11 protein-coding genes and 2 pseudogenes are annotated in these 16,210 nt (G+C 63.9%); 6 read left to right on the top strand and 7 right to left on the bottom strand.

The features are described 5' to 3' along the window. Positions 1-50: 50 nt before the first annotated feature. From ACQ86E_RS10470 to ACQ86E_RS10480, 3 genes and pseudogenes are all read left to right on the top strand, one after another. Complete coding sequence (locus ACQ86E_RS10470) at positions 51-1,118, top strand: HlyD family secretion protein (RefSeq protein WP_431205317.1); 1,068 nt, start codon at positions 51-53, stop codon at positions 1,116-1,118. Then, positions 1,115-3,885: pseudogene (gene rbbA / locus ACQ86E_RS10475) on the top strand (ribosome-associated ATPase/putative transporter RbbA). Before ACQ86E_RS10470 ends, rbbA begins: the two are co-directional and overlap by 4 nt. A 2-nt stretch (positions 3,886-3,887) precedes the next feature. Then, complete coding sequence (locus tag ACQ86E_RS10480) at positions 3,888-5,000, top strand: ABC transporter permease (RefSeq protein WP_431205318.1); 1,113 nt, start codon at positions 3,888-3,890, stop codon at positions 4,998-5,000. On the opposite strand, the gene ACQ86E_RS10485 is transcribed toward ACQ86E_RS10480, so the two are convergent. The 3 genes and pseudogenes from ACQ86E_RS10485 to ACQ86E_RS10495 form a co-directional block, all read right to left on the bottom strand. Beyond that, entirely contained in the window at positions 4,997-5,485 is a 489-nt protein-coding gene (locus ACQ86E_RS10485; RefSeq protein ID WP_431205319.1) for a DUF2059 domain-containing protein, read from the bottom strand. The two genes, ACQ86E_RS10480 and ACQ86E_RS10485, sit on opposite strands and share 4 nt — an antisense overlap. A gap of 35 nt (positions 5,486-5,520) precedes the next feature. Beyond that, positions 5,521-6,738 carry an OpgC domain-containing protein gene (locus tag ACQ86E_RS10490; protein WP_431205320.1) on the bottom strand — a complete coding sequence of 406 codons (1,218 nt, stop codon included), beginning with the start codon at positions 6,736-6,738 and terminating at the stop codon, positions 5,521-5,523. A gap of 279 nt (positions 6,739-7,017) precedes the next feature. Then, positions 7,018-10,070 (bottom strand): annotated as a pseudogene (locus tag ACQ86E_RS10495) (ATP-binding protein). Between the two features lie 246 nt (positions 10,071-10,316). On the opposite strand from ACQ86E_RS10495, the gene ACQ86E_RS10500 reads away from it, so the two are divergent. Next, complete coding sequence (locus ACQ86E_RS10500; protein ID WP_431205321.1) at positions 10,317-10,808, top strand: hypothetical protein; 492 nt, start codon at positions 10,317-10,319, stop codon at positions 10,806-10,808. Positions 10,809-11,017: 209 nt separating this feature from the next. Here the strand turns inward: ACQ86E_RS10500 and ACQ86E_RS10505 are convergent, their stop codons facing one another. The 3 genes from ACQ86E_RS10505 to ACQ86E_RS10515 all read right to left on the bottom strand — a co-directional run bounded on the left by ACQ86E_RS10505 (position 11,018) and on the right by ACQ86E_RS10515 (position 14,276). Then, a complete protein-coding gene (locus tag ACQ86E_RS10505) occupies positions 11,018-12,034 on the bottom strand; it encodes a zinc-dependent alcohol dehydrogenase family protein (RefSeq protein WP_431205322.1) in 1,017 nt (338 codons plus the stop codon). Positions 12,035-12,060: 26 nt separating this feature from the next. Then, positions 12,061-12,477, bottom strand: a complete 417-nt coding sequence (locus tag ACQ86E_RS10510) for a (R)-mandelonitrile lyase (protein WP_431205323.1) — start codon at positions 12,475-12,477, stop codon at positions 12,061-12,063. A 137-nt stretch (positions 12,478-12,614) separates the two neighbouring features. Beyond that, a complete protein-coding gene (locus ACQ86E_RS10515; protein WP_431205324.1) occupies positions 12,615-14,276 on the bottom strand; it encodes a beta-(1-6) glucans synthase in 1,662 nt (553 codons plus the stop codon). A gap of 191 nt (positions 14,277-14,467) precedes the next feature. Here ACQ86E_RS10515 and ACQ86E_RS10520 point away from each other — a divergent pair, with 191 nt between their 5' ends. Next, positions 14,468-14,917, top strand: coding sequence for a c-type cytochrome (locus ACQ86E_RS10520; RefSeq protein WP_431205325.1), 450 nt, complete (start codon positions 14,468-14,470; stop codon positions 14,915-14,917). A gap of 106 nt (positions 14,918-15,023) precedes the next feature. Here ACQ86E_RS10520 and ACQ86E_RS10525 read toward each other — a convergent pair whose 3' ends face one another. Next, positions 15,024-15,776 carry an SDR family NAD(P)-dependent oxidoreductase gene (locus ACQ86E_RS10525; protein ID WP_431205326.1) on the bottom strand — a complete coding sequence of 251 codons (753 nt, stop codon included), beginning with the start codon at positions 15,774-15,776 and terminating at the stop codon, positions 15,024-15,026. 95 nt (positions 15,777-15,871) lie between these two features. Between ACQ86E_RS10525 and ACQ86E_RS10530 the strand changes: the two genes are divergently transcribed. Then, positions 15,872-16,183, top strand: a complete 312-nt coding sequence (locus tag ACQ86E_RS10530) for an ArsR/SmtB family transcription factor (protein ID WP_431205327.1) — start codon at positions 15,872-15,874, stop codon at positions 16,181-16,183. The last annotated feature ends 27 nt before the right edge of the window (positions 16,184-16,210 follow it).

Raw genomic sequence — 16,210 nt, forward strand, 5'->3', positions numbered from 1 at the left:
CGGGCGTTCGTGTCGCAACATGTGGGCGCCGCTGGCGGCGTTATGAACAGATGAACTTCACACCGGGTCGCATCGCCGCGGCGATCGCCATCCTCGTCGCGGGCGGCGGCTATTACTACTGGCTGCACCGCGATTCCAACCCGTTGCCGGCAGGCTTTGCCCGCGGCAACGGCCGCATTGAAGCGGTCGAGATCGACATCGCCACCAAGACGCCGGGCCGGATTCGCGAGATCTTGGTCAACGAAGGCGATTTCGTGAAAGCCGGCCAGGTTCTGGCGCGGATGGACACCGATCAATTGCAGGCGCAACGCCGCCAGGCCGAAGCGCAACTCCAGCGCGCTTCAATCAATGTCGAGACCGCAAAGAGCCTGGTGAACCAGCGCGAGGCCGAGCGCAGGGCCGCCGAGGCCGTGGTCGACCAGCGCATCGCGCAGCTCGACAGCGCGAGCCGCAAGCTGGATCGCTCCGAGCAGTTGATCAGGACGAACGCAGTGTCACAGCAGGTGCTGGACGACGACCGCTCGGCCAACGCCACGGCGAAGGCGGCCCTTGCCGCGGCCCAGGCCCAGGTCGCCGCATCCGAGGCCGCGATCAGCTCCGCCCGTGCGATGGTGATCGATGCCGGCGCATCGGTTGACGCGGCCAAGGCCGCGATCGAAAGCATCAACGCCGACCTCAATGACAGCGTGCTGAAGGCGCCGCGCGAGGGCCGTGTGCAATATCGGGTATCACAGCCGGGCGAGGTGCTCGCGGCCGGCGGGCGCGTCCTCAACATGGTCGATCTCGGCGACGTCTACATGACGTTCTTCCTGCCGACGGCGGCTGCCGGCCGCGTCGCGATCGGATCCGAGGTCCGCCTCGTGCTCGACGCCATTCCGCAATACGTGATCCCGGCCAGGGCCACCTTCGTCGCCGATGTCGCGCAATTCACGCCCAAGACCGTCGAGACCGAGGAGGAGCGCCAGAAGCTGATGTTCCGCATCAAGGCCCATATCGCGCCCGAACTGCTGCGCCAGCACGTCGAGCACGTGAAGACCGGCCTGCCCGGCATGGCCTATGTGCAGCTCGATGCGGCCACGCCATGGCCCGACAATCTCAAGATCAAGCTGACCCGATGAGCACGACGGCCGCAACCGACGCCCCGGCCGGGCCCGGCAGCGTGGTGCATCTGGAAGGCGTGAGCCTGAGCTACGGCAAGACCCGGGCGCTCGACGCCATTACCCTCGACTTGCCGTCCGGCTGCATGGTCGGATTGATCGGCCCCGACGGCGTCGGCAAATCCAGCCTGCTCGCGCTGATCGCCGGCGCGCGCGAAATTCAGGAAGGACAGGTCCACGTACTCGGCGGCGACATGGCGAGCTCGCGCCATCGCCGCACGGTCTGTCCCGACATCGCCTTTATGCCGCAGGGGCTCGGCAAGAACCTTTATCCGACGCTGTCGGTGTTCGAGAACATCGACTTCTTCGGCCGCCTGTTTGGACACGGGAAGGCGGAACGAACGCGGCGGATCGCAGGCCTGTTGCGCGACACGGGCCTAACCCCTTCGCCGACCGCCCGGCGGCCAAGCTCTCCGGCGGCATGAAGCAGAAGCTGGGCCTGTGCTGCGCCTTGATCCACGATCCCGAGCTGCTGATTCTGGACGAGCCGACGACCGGCGTCGATCCATTGTCGCGGCGCCAGTTCTGGGAGTTGATCGCCTCGATCCGAGGCGGCCGGCCCGGCATGAGCGTGATCGTCTCGACCGCCTATATGGAAGAGGCCGCGCAGTTCGACTTCCTGATCGCGATGAACGCGGGACGCGTGCTGGCGACCGGAACGCCGACCTCACTCAAGAGCCAGACCGGCACCGACACGCTCGATGATGCCTTCATCCGTCTCTTGCCGGAGGAGGATCGCGGCAACCATACCGGAATCGTCATCCCGCCGCGCAGCGGCGACCAGGACGAGATCGCGATCGAAGCCGACCACCTGACCCGGCGGTTCAATGGCTTCGTCGCCGTCGACGATGTGAGCTTCCGCATCGGCAAGGGCGAGATCTTCGGCTTTCTCGGCTCGAACGGATGCGGCAAGACTACCACCATGAAGATGCTCACCGGCCTGTTGCCCGCAAGCGAGGGCAGCGCTCGGCTGTTCGGCAAGACGATCGATGCCGGCGACATGTCGGTGCGCCGCCGCATCGGTTACATGTCGCAGGGCTTCTCGCTCTATTCGGAACTCACGGTCGTCCAGAATCTCGATCTGCATGCAAGGCTGTTCGAATTGCCGGCGGAGACCATCCCCGCGCGTATCGACGAGATGATCACGAGGTTCGATCTTGCCGACGTGGCCGCTGCCCTGCCCGATGCGCTGCCGCTCGGCCTGCGGCAGCGGCTTTCGCTGGCCGTCGCCATGATCCATGCGCCCGACATCCTCATCCTCGACGAGCCGACCTCCGGCGTCGACCCGGTCGCCCGCGACCGCTTCTGGCAGATTCTGGCCGAGCTCGCGCGCAAGGACAACGTCACCATCTTCGTCTCGACCCATTTCATGAACGAGGCCGAGCGCTGCGATCGCATTTCGCTGATGCATGCCGGCAAGCTGCTGACGTCGGACACGCCTGCCGCGATCGTGGCCGCACACGGCGCCGCGACGCTGGAGCAGGCCTTCATCGCCTGCCTGGAACAGGCGGTCGCGGACGCGGCGGATCAAACCAGCCAGCCGGCCGCCGCATCGTCCGAGCCGGCTGCGACGGCCGCGCCTCCGCGCAGGCGCAGCATGACGTTCAATCCGATCCGCATGTTCGCCTATTCCCGGCGCGAGACGCTGGAGCTGCGCCGCGATCCGATCCGCGCCACGCTCGCGATCCTCGGCAGTGTGCTGCTGCTGTTCGTGCTCGGCTACGGCATCAGCATGGACGTCGAAAACCTGACCTTCGCCGTGCTCGACCGCGACGACAGCGCGATCAGCCGCGACTACAGCCTCCAGATCTCGGGGTCGCGCTACTTCACCGAAAAGCCCCCGATCACGGATTATGCCGATCTCGACCGCCGCATGCGGGCCGGCGAGATCGGGCTCGCCATGGAACTGCCACCCGGCTTCGGCCGCGACGTCAGCCGAGGCCGGCATGTCGAAATCGGCGCCTGGGTCGACGGCGCCAACCCGACGCGTGCCGAGACGTTGCGCTCATATGCCCAGGCGATTCACGCCACCTGGCTCGCGCAGAAGGGCCGCGAGCTCTATGGCGAAGCGGCGATCGCCGGCTCTTACCAGCTCCAGATGCGCTACCGCTACAATCCGGACATCAGGAGCGTCGTCGCCATGGCGCCCGGAATCATCCCGCTGCTGCTGATCATGATTCCGGCTGTGCTCGCGGCGCTCGCAGTGGTGCGCGAGAAGGAGCTCGGCTCGATCGTCAATTTTTACGTGACGCCGGTGACGCGGCTGGAATTCCTGCTCGGCACGCAACTTCCCTATGTCGTACTTGCATTCGGTAACTTCCTCCTCCTCGTCGCGTTCGCGCTCGCCGTCTTCGGCGTGCCCTTCACCGGCAGCTTTCCGACCTACGCGCTCGCTGCCCTGCTTTATGTCACGGCCACGACCGGCATGGGGCTGGTGATCTCGGCGTTCATGAACAGCCAGATCGCGGCACTGTTCGGCACGGTGCTGATCACGCTGATCCCCGCGATCCAGTATTCCGGACTGATAGATCCGGTCCCGTCACTGCAGGGACTGGGCGCCCTGATCGGACGGGTCTATCCCACCACCTATTTCGTCACGATCTCGCGCGGCACCTTCTCCAAGGGCCTCGGTTTCGAGACCCTCCACAACGATCTCCTGGCGCTCGCCATCATGATCCCGGTGCTGGTGGCAGCCGGCGCAATGCTGCTGAAGAAACAGGCCCGCTGACCATGCGCATCGACAACGTGCTCCAGCTCGGCATCAAGGAGTTGCGCGGCGTAGCGCGCGACCCGATGCTGCTCGTGCTCATCGTCTATTCCTTCACGCTGGCGGTCTACAGCGGCGCCAAGGCGCAGCCTGAGACGCTGAACCGCGCCGCGATCGCCATCGTCGACGAGGATCATTCGCCGGTCTCGAGCCGGATCGGGGTGGCGTTCACCGCGCCCTATTTCTCCGAGCCGCGCCTGATCTCGCAATATGAGATGGACCGCAGGATGGATGCGGGTCTCGACACCTTCGCTCTGGACATTCCACCGGACTTCCAGCGCGACCTGCTGGCACGGAAATCGCCGACGATCCAGCTCAACATCGATGCGACGCGGATCTCGCAAGCCTTCAACGGCGGCGGCTATGTCGAACAGATCGTCAGCGCGGAGATTTCCGAGTTCCTGGCCCATACCCGCGCCGCGCAGGCCGTGCCGATCGAGCTGGCGCTGCGCGCGCGGTTCAACCCGGAACTGAAGAAGTCGTGGTTCGGCGCCATCGACCACGTGATCAGCTCGATCACCATGCTCTCGATCATCCTGACCGGCGCGGCGCTGATCAGGGAGCGCGAGCACGGCACGATCGAGCACCTGCTGGTGATGCCGGTCACGCCGCTGGAGATCATGGTGAGCAAGGTCTGGTCGATGGGGGCCGTGGTGCTGGTCGCCTCCGCCCTGTCGATCGCCTTCGTGGTCAAGGGATGGCTGGCGGTCACGATCGACGGCTCGGTGGCGCTGTTCCTCGTCGGCGCGGCGCTGCAGCTCTTTGCCACCACCAGCATGGGCATCTTCCTCGCCACCGTCGCCGGATCGATGCCGCAATTCGGGCTGCTGCTGATCATGATCCTGCTGCCGCTGCAGACCCTGTCCGGCAGCATGACGCCGCGGGAGAGCATGCCGCAATTCGTCCAGGACATCATGCTGGCGGCGCCCAACACGCATTTCGTGATGCTGGCACAAGCCATCCTGTTTCGCGGCGCGGGGCTCGAGGCCGTATGGCCGCAGCTGGTCGCGCTCACGCTGATCGGCGTCGTCTTCTTCCTGATCGCGCTGCGCCGGTTCCGCGCGTTTCTCGCCTAGGGCTTGCGCCCCTTCTGGCGTAGCGCCTCGATGAGGCGCTGCTTCAGTTCATCGCCCGCCTTCTGGCTGACATCCTGACCGATCTGCGCGCTGGCCACCGCCAGCGCATCCGCCTTCTCCAGATATTTCTGCCCGGCAGGCAGGGCATAGAACGCCTCGATCTGGCGCAGCTCTTCCGGCGTGAAGGTCGCAGCGTAGACGGCAGCGATCTGGTCGGTCATCGCGGCGACGTAGGGGGCGTAAATCTCGGCGCCGGGCGCTGTCATCGCGTCATAGTCTCGCTCGATCTCCGGTCGGTCCTGCGCGACCACGGGCCGCAGCTTGAGCAGGAGCTGCGGAAGCGCCGTGCGATACTGGTCGGCGATCCTCAGCGTGACCACGAGCTTGCGCGCCGCGGTCATCGCCTCCGGCGACGGCGGCTCGGCGGACGCGCCGCCGGCGAGGAGCAGAAGCAGGCCGGCGATCATCAACAAACGTCTGGACATGAAACTCTCCACGAGAAGGCGGGCGGCGCGTCTCATCAACGGCCAGCAGGCGCCATGGCGGCCGTCGCCGCCGCGCTGTCCGGCGTGACTTCGTCAGGCTCCTCCTCCTCCGTCACCTTCACGAAGAGCTCCGGCACCTGGCGGGCGCGGTCGAGCAACCACGCGGCGCCGATCTGAATCAGGATGCCGGCGAAGGACACGGCGAGCTGCTCCCAGACGCCCCGTGTGTATTGCGTCAGGATCCAGTGCGCGGAGAATGACAGGAACACGCCGAGACAGAAGATCGGCAGGGAATGCTGGCCGCAGAGGATGACCGGCCGCAACCATTTCGAATGCAGCGCCCTCCAGTGGCGCGGAACGAAATGGGTCACCCAGATCGCCAGCGCCAGAAAGTGCGTGAAGCGCAGCATGTCGAGATCGGTCTTGTCGATCGGATAGATCGCCTTGATCATCCATTTCGGGATCATCGCCTCGAGCGCGGGGACGTGCCAGGTCATCACGATCAGGAGTGCGAACACCAGCCACGCCGCGGCCAGCCCCAGCGCCGCCTTTGACCACACCCACCTGGCGACCTTGTCGATCTGGCCGATGCCGCACCAGGCTGCGAACACGAACATCAGCTGCCAGCAGAACGGGTTGAAGTACCAGGTCGTGCCGGGCGGATAGGAGGCGATGTTCCAGTTGAACCAGCGCGACAGCACATAGAGCACGACTGACGCGGCGAGCGTCAGGTTCGGCCGGCGCACCATGCCCCACACGATGAACGGCGCGGCGGCGACCAGCGTGATGTAGAGCGGCAGCACGTCGAGATTGACCGGCTTGTAGCGCAGCGAGAGCGCCTGCCCGATCAGGATGTCCGGACGGTCGAGAAAATGGTGAACGTTGAACTCGTCCGCATACATCGGGTTGTCGAACCTCCTGACCGTGCGGGCGATCTGCGCGGTGAACAGCAGGAACAGCATGATGTGGGCGACGTACAGCTCGGCCGCGCGCCGCCACAGCCGCTTGAGCGCCGCGATGAACCAGCCGCCGGCGACGATCGGCCCGTAGATCCAGCCGACGAGATAGCCGGAGATGAAGACGAAGAACTCGGCGGCGTCGCTGAAGCCGTAATTGCGCAGCGTCAGCCAGGCGACGACGTCGTGCGGGATGTGGTCGAGGAAGATCATCCACAGGCCGATGCCGCGGAAGAGATCGAGCCGCAGATCGCGCTCGACCGGCGCCAACAGAGCTGACTGGTCCCGTGTGATCATGGCCCCGCCTCTTCCGCTGGGCGTCGCGCCTGTGCGGCGCCGGCAAAATAGGATGCAGTTAAATCAAAAGTCGCCTGGCCCCGCGGCCATCGGCAACGGTAGCCGACCTTGGCGCCCTTGCAAGGGGCTTGGTCATCATGACCGCAGGGGGCTCTCGTCAAAGACGTCGAAAACAACCCCATGCACAGTAGCCAAGCCGTTGCTTCACCTGCGGAATCCAATTGACCCGTCGGGCAGGGCCTGGCCGCAGCGGTACGATCGCACGCCCGGGCGCAAAGGTCAGGTGAACTCGTCGCCCCGGGCGAGCGCCTCGTTCAGCATCGCCTCGGCCTTGTGCTGGAGCGGCCTTGCGCCGCTCTCGGCTGCGATCGCGATGGCGGCGCGCAAGGCCGCGAGGATGGCTGCCTGGTTCGCCGTGCCGGAGGCCGGCGTCACGACGGCCTCGCCGAACAGAGCCTCGGCCTCGAGGCCGGCAAAGCCCTGCTGGCGGGCGGTGTTGCGCGCCTCGCGCAGCATGTTCTGCGCGGCCTGGACGTCGCCGAGACGGTGGGTGGCGAGCGCAAGGTAGATCGAGCTGCGCAGCTCCGCCGAAGTGTAGCCGACGGCTTTCGCCTCCTCTCGCGCTTCAGTCAGCATGCCGCGCGCCCGGTCGAACAGCCCCTGCTCCAGATAGGCGATGCCGAGGTGACAGGCGAGCACCGGCACGAACAGCCGGATGCCGTGCTTCTGCGCGAGCCTGTAGCCCTCTTCGAGTACGGCAGCAGCTGCCGCAGGCTCGTTACGCCCGACCAGCAGCCAGCCGCCGCTATAGGCGGCGGCGACGCGGTCGTAGGGCCGGCCGGTCTCCTCCGCGATCGCCTCAGCCTGCCGCTGGAGCTGTTCGGCGACGTCGAACTCGCCCATGACGGTGTGAGTCAAGCTCTTCATCATGCAGCAGAGCAGGAGCACGTATTTAGGCGAGGTGCTTTTGGGGGCGTCAGCATTTGGCCCCGCCAGGCGATAGCAGGCTCGCCCAAACGTCTGCTCCGCTTCCCGGTAGCGTCCCGCGAGAAAATACGCCTGCCCCAAACCATACAGCGCAACGTTAAGCCATCCGAGATCTCCCCCGTGCTCCGCAAGGCCGACAATCTGCTCACCGGTTGCAACCGCCTCGATCGGCGTACCGTGGAAGTTCTGAGCGGCCGCTTTGACAGTCATAGCGGCGATCTTTCTTCCGGTATCATTTATAATATTGGCCCGCCGCTCGGCTTCCCTTCCAAGTTCAAACCATTCGGCAACGCGTCCAGACGCCATGAAGGCTGAGCGCGCCTCGATTCGAACATCTATGGCGCGAACTTCGCGCGAATGAGCCGTCGGAATCATATCCAACGACTTCATCGCGGTTTCGAAGTAGCTGACGGCGTCTGCAAATGCAGAACGAGCGAGACACTTTTGCGCTGCCGCGCGGCCGTAGACAAATGACCTGTCCCAATCCTTTGCACGGATCGCATGATAGCAGAGCTCATCAGAATCCCGGGATTGTCGTCCGTCGGACTCTAGCGCCAACAAAATCCGCGAATGTATTCCTTCACGTACTTTTTCGGTCATTGATTCGTAGGCCACTTGGCGGACCATCTCGTGCCGAAACTCGAGCGCGGTCTTCAATTCGCTATCGATCCTGACGAGCAATTCGACTCGATCGAGAGCCGTCAATGAGGCATGAAAAACGCTTTCGGGAAGTGCCGCAGCACTCCGCAATATGTCCTCGCTAGATCTCCGTCCCAGAGCAGCCGCAATCTGCAAAATTTGACGTTCCGGTTTCGACACGCGGTCAAGTCGCGCCGCAATAACTCCTTGGATACTCGTCGGAATTCCAAGCTCTTCGATCGGACGGACCAGCGCAAGGTCGCCCCACTGGCCGCGGAGCGTGCCGCTGTCCTTGAGGCCACGACAGACCTCTTCGATAAACAGAGGGACGTTGGCTGTATGGGAAATGATCCGGTCTTTCAGATCCGCATTGTCGGACGAGCCGAGCATGTCGCCCAACATGACCCGGCTCGAATCATCGTCCAGTGGACGCATTCCAACGACTTCGGCCTGACAACGCCCGAGCCAGAGTGGCATGCCGTCCGGCCTGCTCGTAAGGAGTACAAGAAAATCAGTAGCCTGAAGTGACGACAAGGCAGCCACCACCGTATCGCTGGCCCGATCGATCCAATGCAGGTCTTCGATCAACAGCACGGTACGTTGCCGACGCGGCAAACTCCCGACAATGGCGCAGCTCGCGTCGGAAATCGCACGTCCTCGCGCAGGGGGCTCCAGTTCATCCCAGTGCGGATGCGAAATTGGCAGGTCCAGCACAGCCTCGATGGCGCAGCGCTCGATTACTGACAAATCGGACCAAGGATCGATCGCGCTACCCATATCCGCTGCTGTCGTTTCAAAAATCGAAAGCAGCACACGTTTTAGCGTGCTAAACGGCGCTCCCTGCAAATTCGGACTGCACTCAGCGTCGATCAGACGCCACCCCGCGGCCTTCAGGTCCTGAGCAAATTCGTGCGCGAGTCGTGACTTTCCAATGCCAGCATCCCCGAGCAAAAGAACGGTCTGCCGGCACGCCGCGGCACTTTCCGCTGTGCGTCTCAACAGTGCACGCTCGGTCGTTCGATCGACAAAACGAGAAATACTCCGTGCCCGTCGCACTCTCCAGCTAGAAACATCGCTCGCGCCCATGAGTCGGTAGACCGGCAGGGGGCTGCGAAGCCGCGCAACGCCTTGCGTCCCAGAAAGTCAAAGCGGACGTGTCCGTCCGCGAGCTTCTGGCAGGCTTCCGACACATAGATCTGGTTTGCCTCGGCCGCCGCCTCCAGCCGCGCGGCCAGATGCTGTGCGGCGCCCCCGATCTCGTAAACTTTGGAGAATTCGTTGGCGACCATATAGGCGACGACGTGCCCGGAATGCAGGCCGACCCGGACCTGAAGTCCGGCATCCCCAAGGCTGGCAACCCTCCGGACGAGCTCAATCGCCGCGTGGCACGCGAGCGGCGCATGGTTGTCGTCGGCGATCGGGGCACCGAAAACCGCTGCCACCCCGTCGCCGAGCTCCTTGCTGACGATGCCTCCGAACTGACGCACAGCGCCCCTCATGGCCGCCAGGGCGGGCTCCAGGCGCGATACGGCATCCTCCGGCTCCAGCTCGGCAACAAGACCGGTGGAGTCGATGACGTCCGCACGGAGGATCGTCACAAACCTTCGCTCGCTAGCCGGATCGACGGGGTGGCCCACGGCCGCACCGCACTTGGCGCACGAATTCTCGCCCGGGGTGATCGTGGATTGGCATGCGAGGCAGTGCATTCCAGCGCCTTCGAGGGACTGCAGCCCCTGCAAGGGCTGCGATCTGGGAGATGTAGGATTATTCGGTAGGGATTGCCAAGCAAGCTGCAAGCCGACCAATCGCGGTTGGCGAATAGGTACTTGGATGGACGGAATGCGATTCCGAATGGTAGCCTGATTCTGCGCAAGGCGCGCTATGGGGCGGGCGATGCTACCAGAAACAAATATTCTGCCCGGCCAGCAGCCAGATTTTGGAGAGTTAAGACAATGGGCGCGGCAACTTACAGCGGCAAGTCATTTAGAGACTTGATGAACAGCAACTACTACCCTTTGGCCAACATGAAAAAGAGCGTGGCCAAGCTCAAGGCGTCGGACGACATCGACCTGCCAACCCTCGAATACGGCCAGTACCATCTGATTCTGACGCCGGCCTCGAGGTGGCCGCAGGGCAGCGCCAAGTACTGGCACAAAGAGAAGGGCCGGGCCCGCCTCGACCTCGCCACCCAGCCGAACACGGTCCCGCTCTCCAGGGATGAGCCCGGCGTCATACCGCTGACGCGGTGCGATCTGCTCGATGCCTGTGTCCGGAAATGCTTCAATTCCGAGCCGCCGATCCCGATGAAGACGAACATCATCACCCACGCGGCCAGCGATGCCTATGCCCACCGGCACGAGATCCGGCTGGAATGGGAGTACAAGAAGGGCTCGGACAAGCCGACCCTGCTCAATCTGACGATGGTGTGCCCGCACAGATCCTGACCTTGGCAGGAAGGCGATACCGGATTGTGAGGACTTCGGATCGCCAGGCAAAAACGGCCCGCGCGAGGCGGGCCGTTCTTCATGGGAGCCGGTAGCAGCCCAGGGTCCTGCGAGCTCATCCTTGGCAAGCGAGGTCATGATGATGCCGGGGCGGATCGCGTTTCAAGCAGGCACCTCGCCTGCCCAACACACTTTCCGCCGTCCCGCCATCACAGGCGCAGCAGCACCTTGACGGCGCGCCGCTCGTCCATCGCGCGGTAGCCTTCGGCGACGTCGGCGAGCGGCAGTTCGAGGTCGAACACCTTGCCGGGATCGATCTTGCGCTGGAGCACGAGGTCCAACAGGTGCGGCAGGAATCTGCGCACCGGAGCCGGTCCGCCCATCAGGCCGCGTTGCGAGAAGAACAGCTGCTGCCCGTCGAAGGTCACGCCATGCGGGACGCCGACATAGCCGATCATCGAACCCGGCCGCGCGCATGCGAGCGCCTGATCCATCGATTCCCTTGTGCCGACGCATTCCAGGACCGAATCGGCGCCGACGTTCTGGGTCAGCTGCTTGATCCTTGCGATGCCCTCCTCGCCGCGCTCCGACACGATGTCGGTCGCGCCGTATTCGAGCGCGAGCTCCTGGCGCTTCTTGTGGCGGCTCATCGCGATGATGCGGGCTGCACCCATCTGACTGGCGGCGAGCACGCCCATCAAGCCCACGGCGCCGTCGCCAACGACGGCGACGGTCGATCCCGGCTGCACGCGCGCCGCGTCGGCCGCATACCAGCCGGTGCCGAGCACGTCCGACGTCGCCAGCAGGCTGGGGATCAGATCGGCCGGCGGCAGTTCGGCCGTCGCAACGAGGCTGCCGTCGGCCAGGGGGACTCGCGCCAGCGGAGCCTGCGCGCCCGTCATGAACTCGCGCTGCTCGCAGGACGATTGGAAACCGAACCGGCAATGGGGACACGTGTTGTCGGACAGGCAGAACGATCCGACGACGAACTGCCCCGGGCGCACGGTTTTGACCGCGCTGCCGACTTGCTCGACGATGCCGCAATATTCGTGGCCCATGGCCTGGGGCCAGGTCGTTTCGTTCAAGCCGCGGTACGGCCAGAGATCGGAGCCGCAGATGCACGTGGCGGCCAGGCGGATGATGGCGTCCGTGGGCTTGAGGATTTTCGGCTCCGGCACCTGTTCGCAACGGATGTCGCGGGGGCCGTGCAAGACTGTTGCGAGCATGATGCGGTCTCTCCTGGTTGACGTCGCTATGACCGGCTTGCCGGAGCGCCGGCCGCGTATTGCGCGTCGGTCACCTTCTCCAGCCAGTCGACGGGACTGCCGTTCAGCTTTTCGGCGACGGCGATATGCGTCATCGCGGTCGCGGGCGTGGCGCCGTGCCAGTGCTTTTCCGCCGGCGCGAACCAGACGATGTCTCCCGGCCTGATCTCCTCGATCGGGCCGCCCTCCCGCTGCACCCAGCCGAGCCCCGACGTCACGATCAGCGTCTGGCCGAGCGGGTGGGTGTGCCAGGCCGTGCGGGCGCCCGGTTCGAACGTGACGGTCGCGCCGCCGATGCGCGCGGGATCTTCACCGGCGAACGGCGCGTCGATCCGCACGGTCCCGGTGAAATATTCGGCAGGGCCTCTCGCCGAAGCCTGCGCCCCGCTTCGTGTGATGCGCATGATGGATCTCCATGGTTGAACAGGACCATACGCTGCGGCGGATCATGCGATTAGACGTTGACATCGGCATATACTTATTAGTTTTCCTCATGAATGGCGGGCTCGCGCAATGTGGCCATTTTCGCAAAGTCCCATGCTCATGCCCGCGTCCGCCACAGCGTGCCGGCAAGCAGCACGTAGGCAGCGCAGGTCCATAGCGACTGCCAGTTGGCCGGCCCCTCGTTGATCCCCACATAGATCGCCGCCATCAAGAAGACACCGGCAAACATCGACTCAGCGAGCGGACGGGCTTCCTTTTTACTGGAATTGAGAACCGCCATGGCGGCAGAGGGGATCACCGCCATGGTGAGGGCCGCAAAAGGAAAATCAATGAAGCGGGGGTCGAACACGAGACCGATCGCCGTCCCGGTGCCGATCACGACAATCGCGATCCACGCCAGTCCGTGCATGGTCACCAGCGCGGACTCGGTGCGGTAACCCTCAGGACCCAGCACTTCCAGAAAACTGGGCAACGGGCGCCCCGATATCAGCGCAATCGCACCGAAAACGGGCGACGCGGTCGCCGCCAGCAGAAGTGAACCCCACTGGAGCCAGCCGACTATTCCGTAGCTTTCATAGAGCATCTTCTGGGCAGCCACCCCCAACAGGATTCCGGCCGTTGTCGCCGATATCCAAACTGCAAGCCATGAGGCCAGCGTGGGTTGCCATAGCGTCCGGCGTGAGCTCAGCCATGCGGCGCCGAACACCAGGATCGCCAACACCAATCCGCTGCACATCTGCAATTTCCAGGACGGAAAATTGCTGATCGGGGTACCCGCCGGATATTTCAGCGTACGCTGCACGGAATCGAACAGGCCCCAGTAGCCGCCGATCGTGCCTTCGATCTCGCGCTTCCACGACTCATCATAGGCCTCGAACAAATTGACGCGAAAGTTCTCGCGCCGGGCAAGGTCGAGAATCTCCGAAACGACCCGGGCCTGATTGACGCGCGACGGCAGCGCCGATTGACGCATGCGCCCTTCACTCGGCCAGCCGATTTCTCCGATCAGGATTTCCTTGCCCGGAAAGGCCGCTGCGACCCGACGACGGATCGTGTCGACGTGAGCGGCCGCCAACTCCGCCCGGACGGGCTCGTTTTCCCAATATGGCAGGATGTGAATCGTGACGAAATCGACGGCATCGTAGAGTTCGCGATTGTCGAGCCAGAACTCCCAGACGTCGGCATAAGTCACGGGAACGGCGACCTGCGCCTTGACAGAGCGGATCGTCGCGGCCAGGTCGGAAGCCGTTATGTCCTTGCGCAAGAGTGTCTCGTTGCCGACGACGAGCGCGATGATCGTTTCGGGATATTCCCTGGCGAGGCGCACGGCCGTCGCTATCTGCGTCTGGTTCTTCTGCCTGTTCTTGTCGAGGAAGATGCCCTGTATGACCTTGAGGCCAGCCTGCGCTGCAAGGCCGGGAATTTGATCGAGGCCAAGATCGGTTGCGTAGGTGCGGATGCAGTCGGAGATCCTGGCAAGCTGCGCCAGGTCCTCCGCGATTTGCTCCCGAGACACCTGCGTCGCCGGCGACAGCGACGTCTGATGATTGCGGAAAGGAGCGTATGATATGCATTGCACCTTGTCGTTCGGATCGATCGGTGCGCGTACCAGATCCACGGACATGCCAAGCCACCACCACACCGTGGCAATGACGCCCAGTGACGTCAGAAGAAGCGTCAGCGGCGTGCGGAGATGAGCCAGTTCGGTTCTCCTTGCCGGAACGACTGCAAAGCGAACGCCATTCTCCGCCGATCGCATTCGGAGCCTCCAATAGCAGTCACCGCCGCGCGGATCCGGACCAAGCGACGTCAAACCCATGCTTACAGACGATCTGATCGAGGCGATCGCCTGCGTAATTCGAAACGTGGCGCGCGTCTTGACGTGAGTCAATCTGCCGGAGAGCCAAGCCGCTACCATTGGGGTCTTTCCAGACGGCGTCGGAGCGCGAGATGGTCAAATACGGCGTGAAATGGTTGATGATTTCCGGCCTGACCGCCGGGTTCGCCGTTGTCGCCCAGGCTGAAGACCTCGACGTCGGCAAAGGAGAGTTTCAATCCTCGTGCGCGAGTTGTCACGGTGCCGACGCAAGGGGCAAAGGACCGGTCAGCGACCAACTCAGGATAGCGCCTCCCGACCTGACCATGCTGGCCAGGAACAACAACGGCGTCTTTCCCGCGGACGCTGTCTACAAGGCCATCGACGGATCGAAACTACCTCCCGCGCACGGCATTCGTGAAATGCCGATTTGGGGCGACCGATTCAATCCCATCGTCAACTTGCCCCATTATGTCGATCCCTCCTATTGGAAGATGGCGGGGCCTGAGCAGAACCCCGAAGTCGTCGTGCGAAAACGCATCCTGGCTGTCGTCGATTACCTCGGTCGCATTCAGCAGAAGTAACGATCTGCGCCAGACCTTCTCTCTGCTGCGCCCGGTCAAAGCAAAATGGCCCGCGTGATGCGGGCCATTTTCTCATCGGGACGGTAAAGTCCAATCACGCAGGCCGTCAGCGCAGGCCGCCGGTGACATGGAGCGTCTCGCCGGTGACGTAGGATGCGTCATCCGACGCGAAGAAAGCCACCGCGGCGGCGATCTCCTCCACCTTGCCGATGCGGCCGAGCGGGGTGGTGGATTCGATCCAGGTTCGCATGTCGCCTTCGTGCAGGCCGGCCGAGACGACGCCTTCGGTTTGGATCATGCCGGGATTGACGGCGTTGACGCGGATCTTGCGCGGCGCCAGCTCCTTTGCCAGCACGGCGGAGATCGCATCCACCGAGGCCTTCGTCGCGGTGTAGACGGCGGTGTTCGGCGGCGCGAGGGTCGAGACACCGGAGCTGATGTTGATGATGCTGCCGCCATTGGGGTTGAAGTGCTTCGACGCTTCGCCGGAGACCAGCAGCAGGCCAAGCACGTTGAGGTCGAAATGCCGGTGAAAATGCTCGGGCGTGATGGCCTCGAGCGGGGCGAAGTCGTAGACGCCCGCGTTGTTGACCAGGATGTCGATCGCACCGAGCGCCTTCACGGTCTCCGCGACGACGTTCTTCGCGTCCTTGGGGTCGGCGAGGTTGCCGTGGACCGCGACGGCCTTGCCACCCTTGGCAGCGATGGCGGCGACCACGCGGTCGGCGGCCTCCTTGCTGGAGCTGTAATTGACGGCGACCGCCGCGCCCTCGGCCGCGAGCCGGGCGGCGATTTCGGCACCAATGCCTTTGGACGCGCCGGTCACCAGCGCAACTTTACCTTGGAGTCTCTTGGTCATCGCATGTCTCCGTTGTTCGGCGAGGCCGCCAATATTCAATAGTTCAATACTAGTGAACTATTGAAGGAGTTCAAGGGAGGTGTTATATTTTAGGCATGGTGCAGTTCGTTCACCCATCGCGGGACGAGATCACGCTGGCCGGGGTGCTCGCAGCCCTCGCGGATCCGATGCGGCGGCGCATCGTCAAGAGCCTGGTCGCGGAAAACGCCTGCATGTCGTGCACCGAGGCGGCGCCCTGCCCCGACATGGCGAAGTCGACCCTGTCGAACCATTTCCGCATCCTGCGCGAGGCCGGCCTGATCCGGACCTCGAAGCAGGGCGTCCAGCACCGCAACGTCGTCCGCGAGGACGACATCAACGCGCGGTTTCCGAAATTGTTGAAGATGATCCTGAGCTATCCGGACTGAGGCAATCGCCCGCGCCAGCATTAAACA

Source organism: Bradyrhizobium betae (assembly GCF_050632175.1).
GTDB lineage: Bacteria > Pseudomonadota > Alphaproteobacteria > Rhizobiales > Xanthobacteraceae > Bradyrhizobium > Bradyrhizobium betae_B.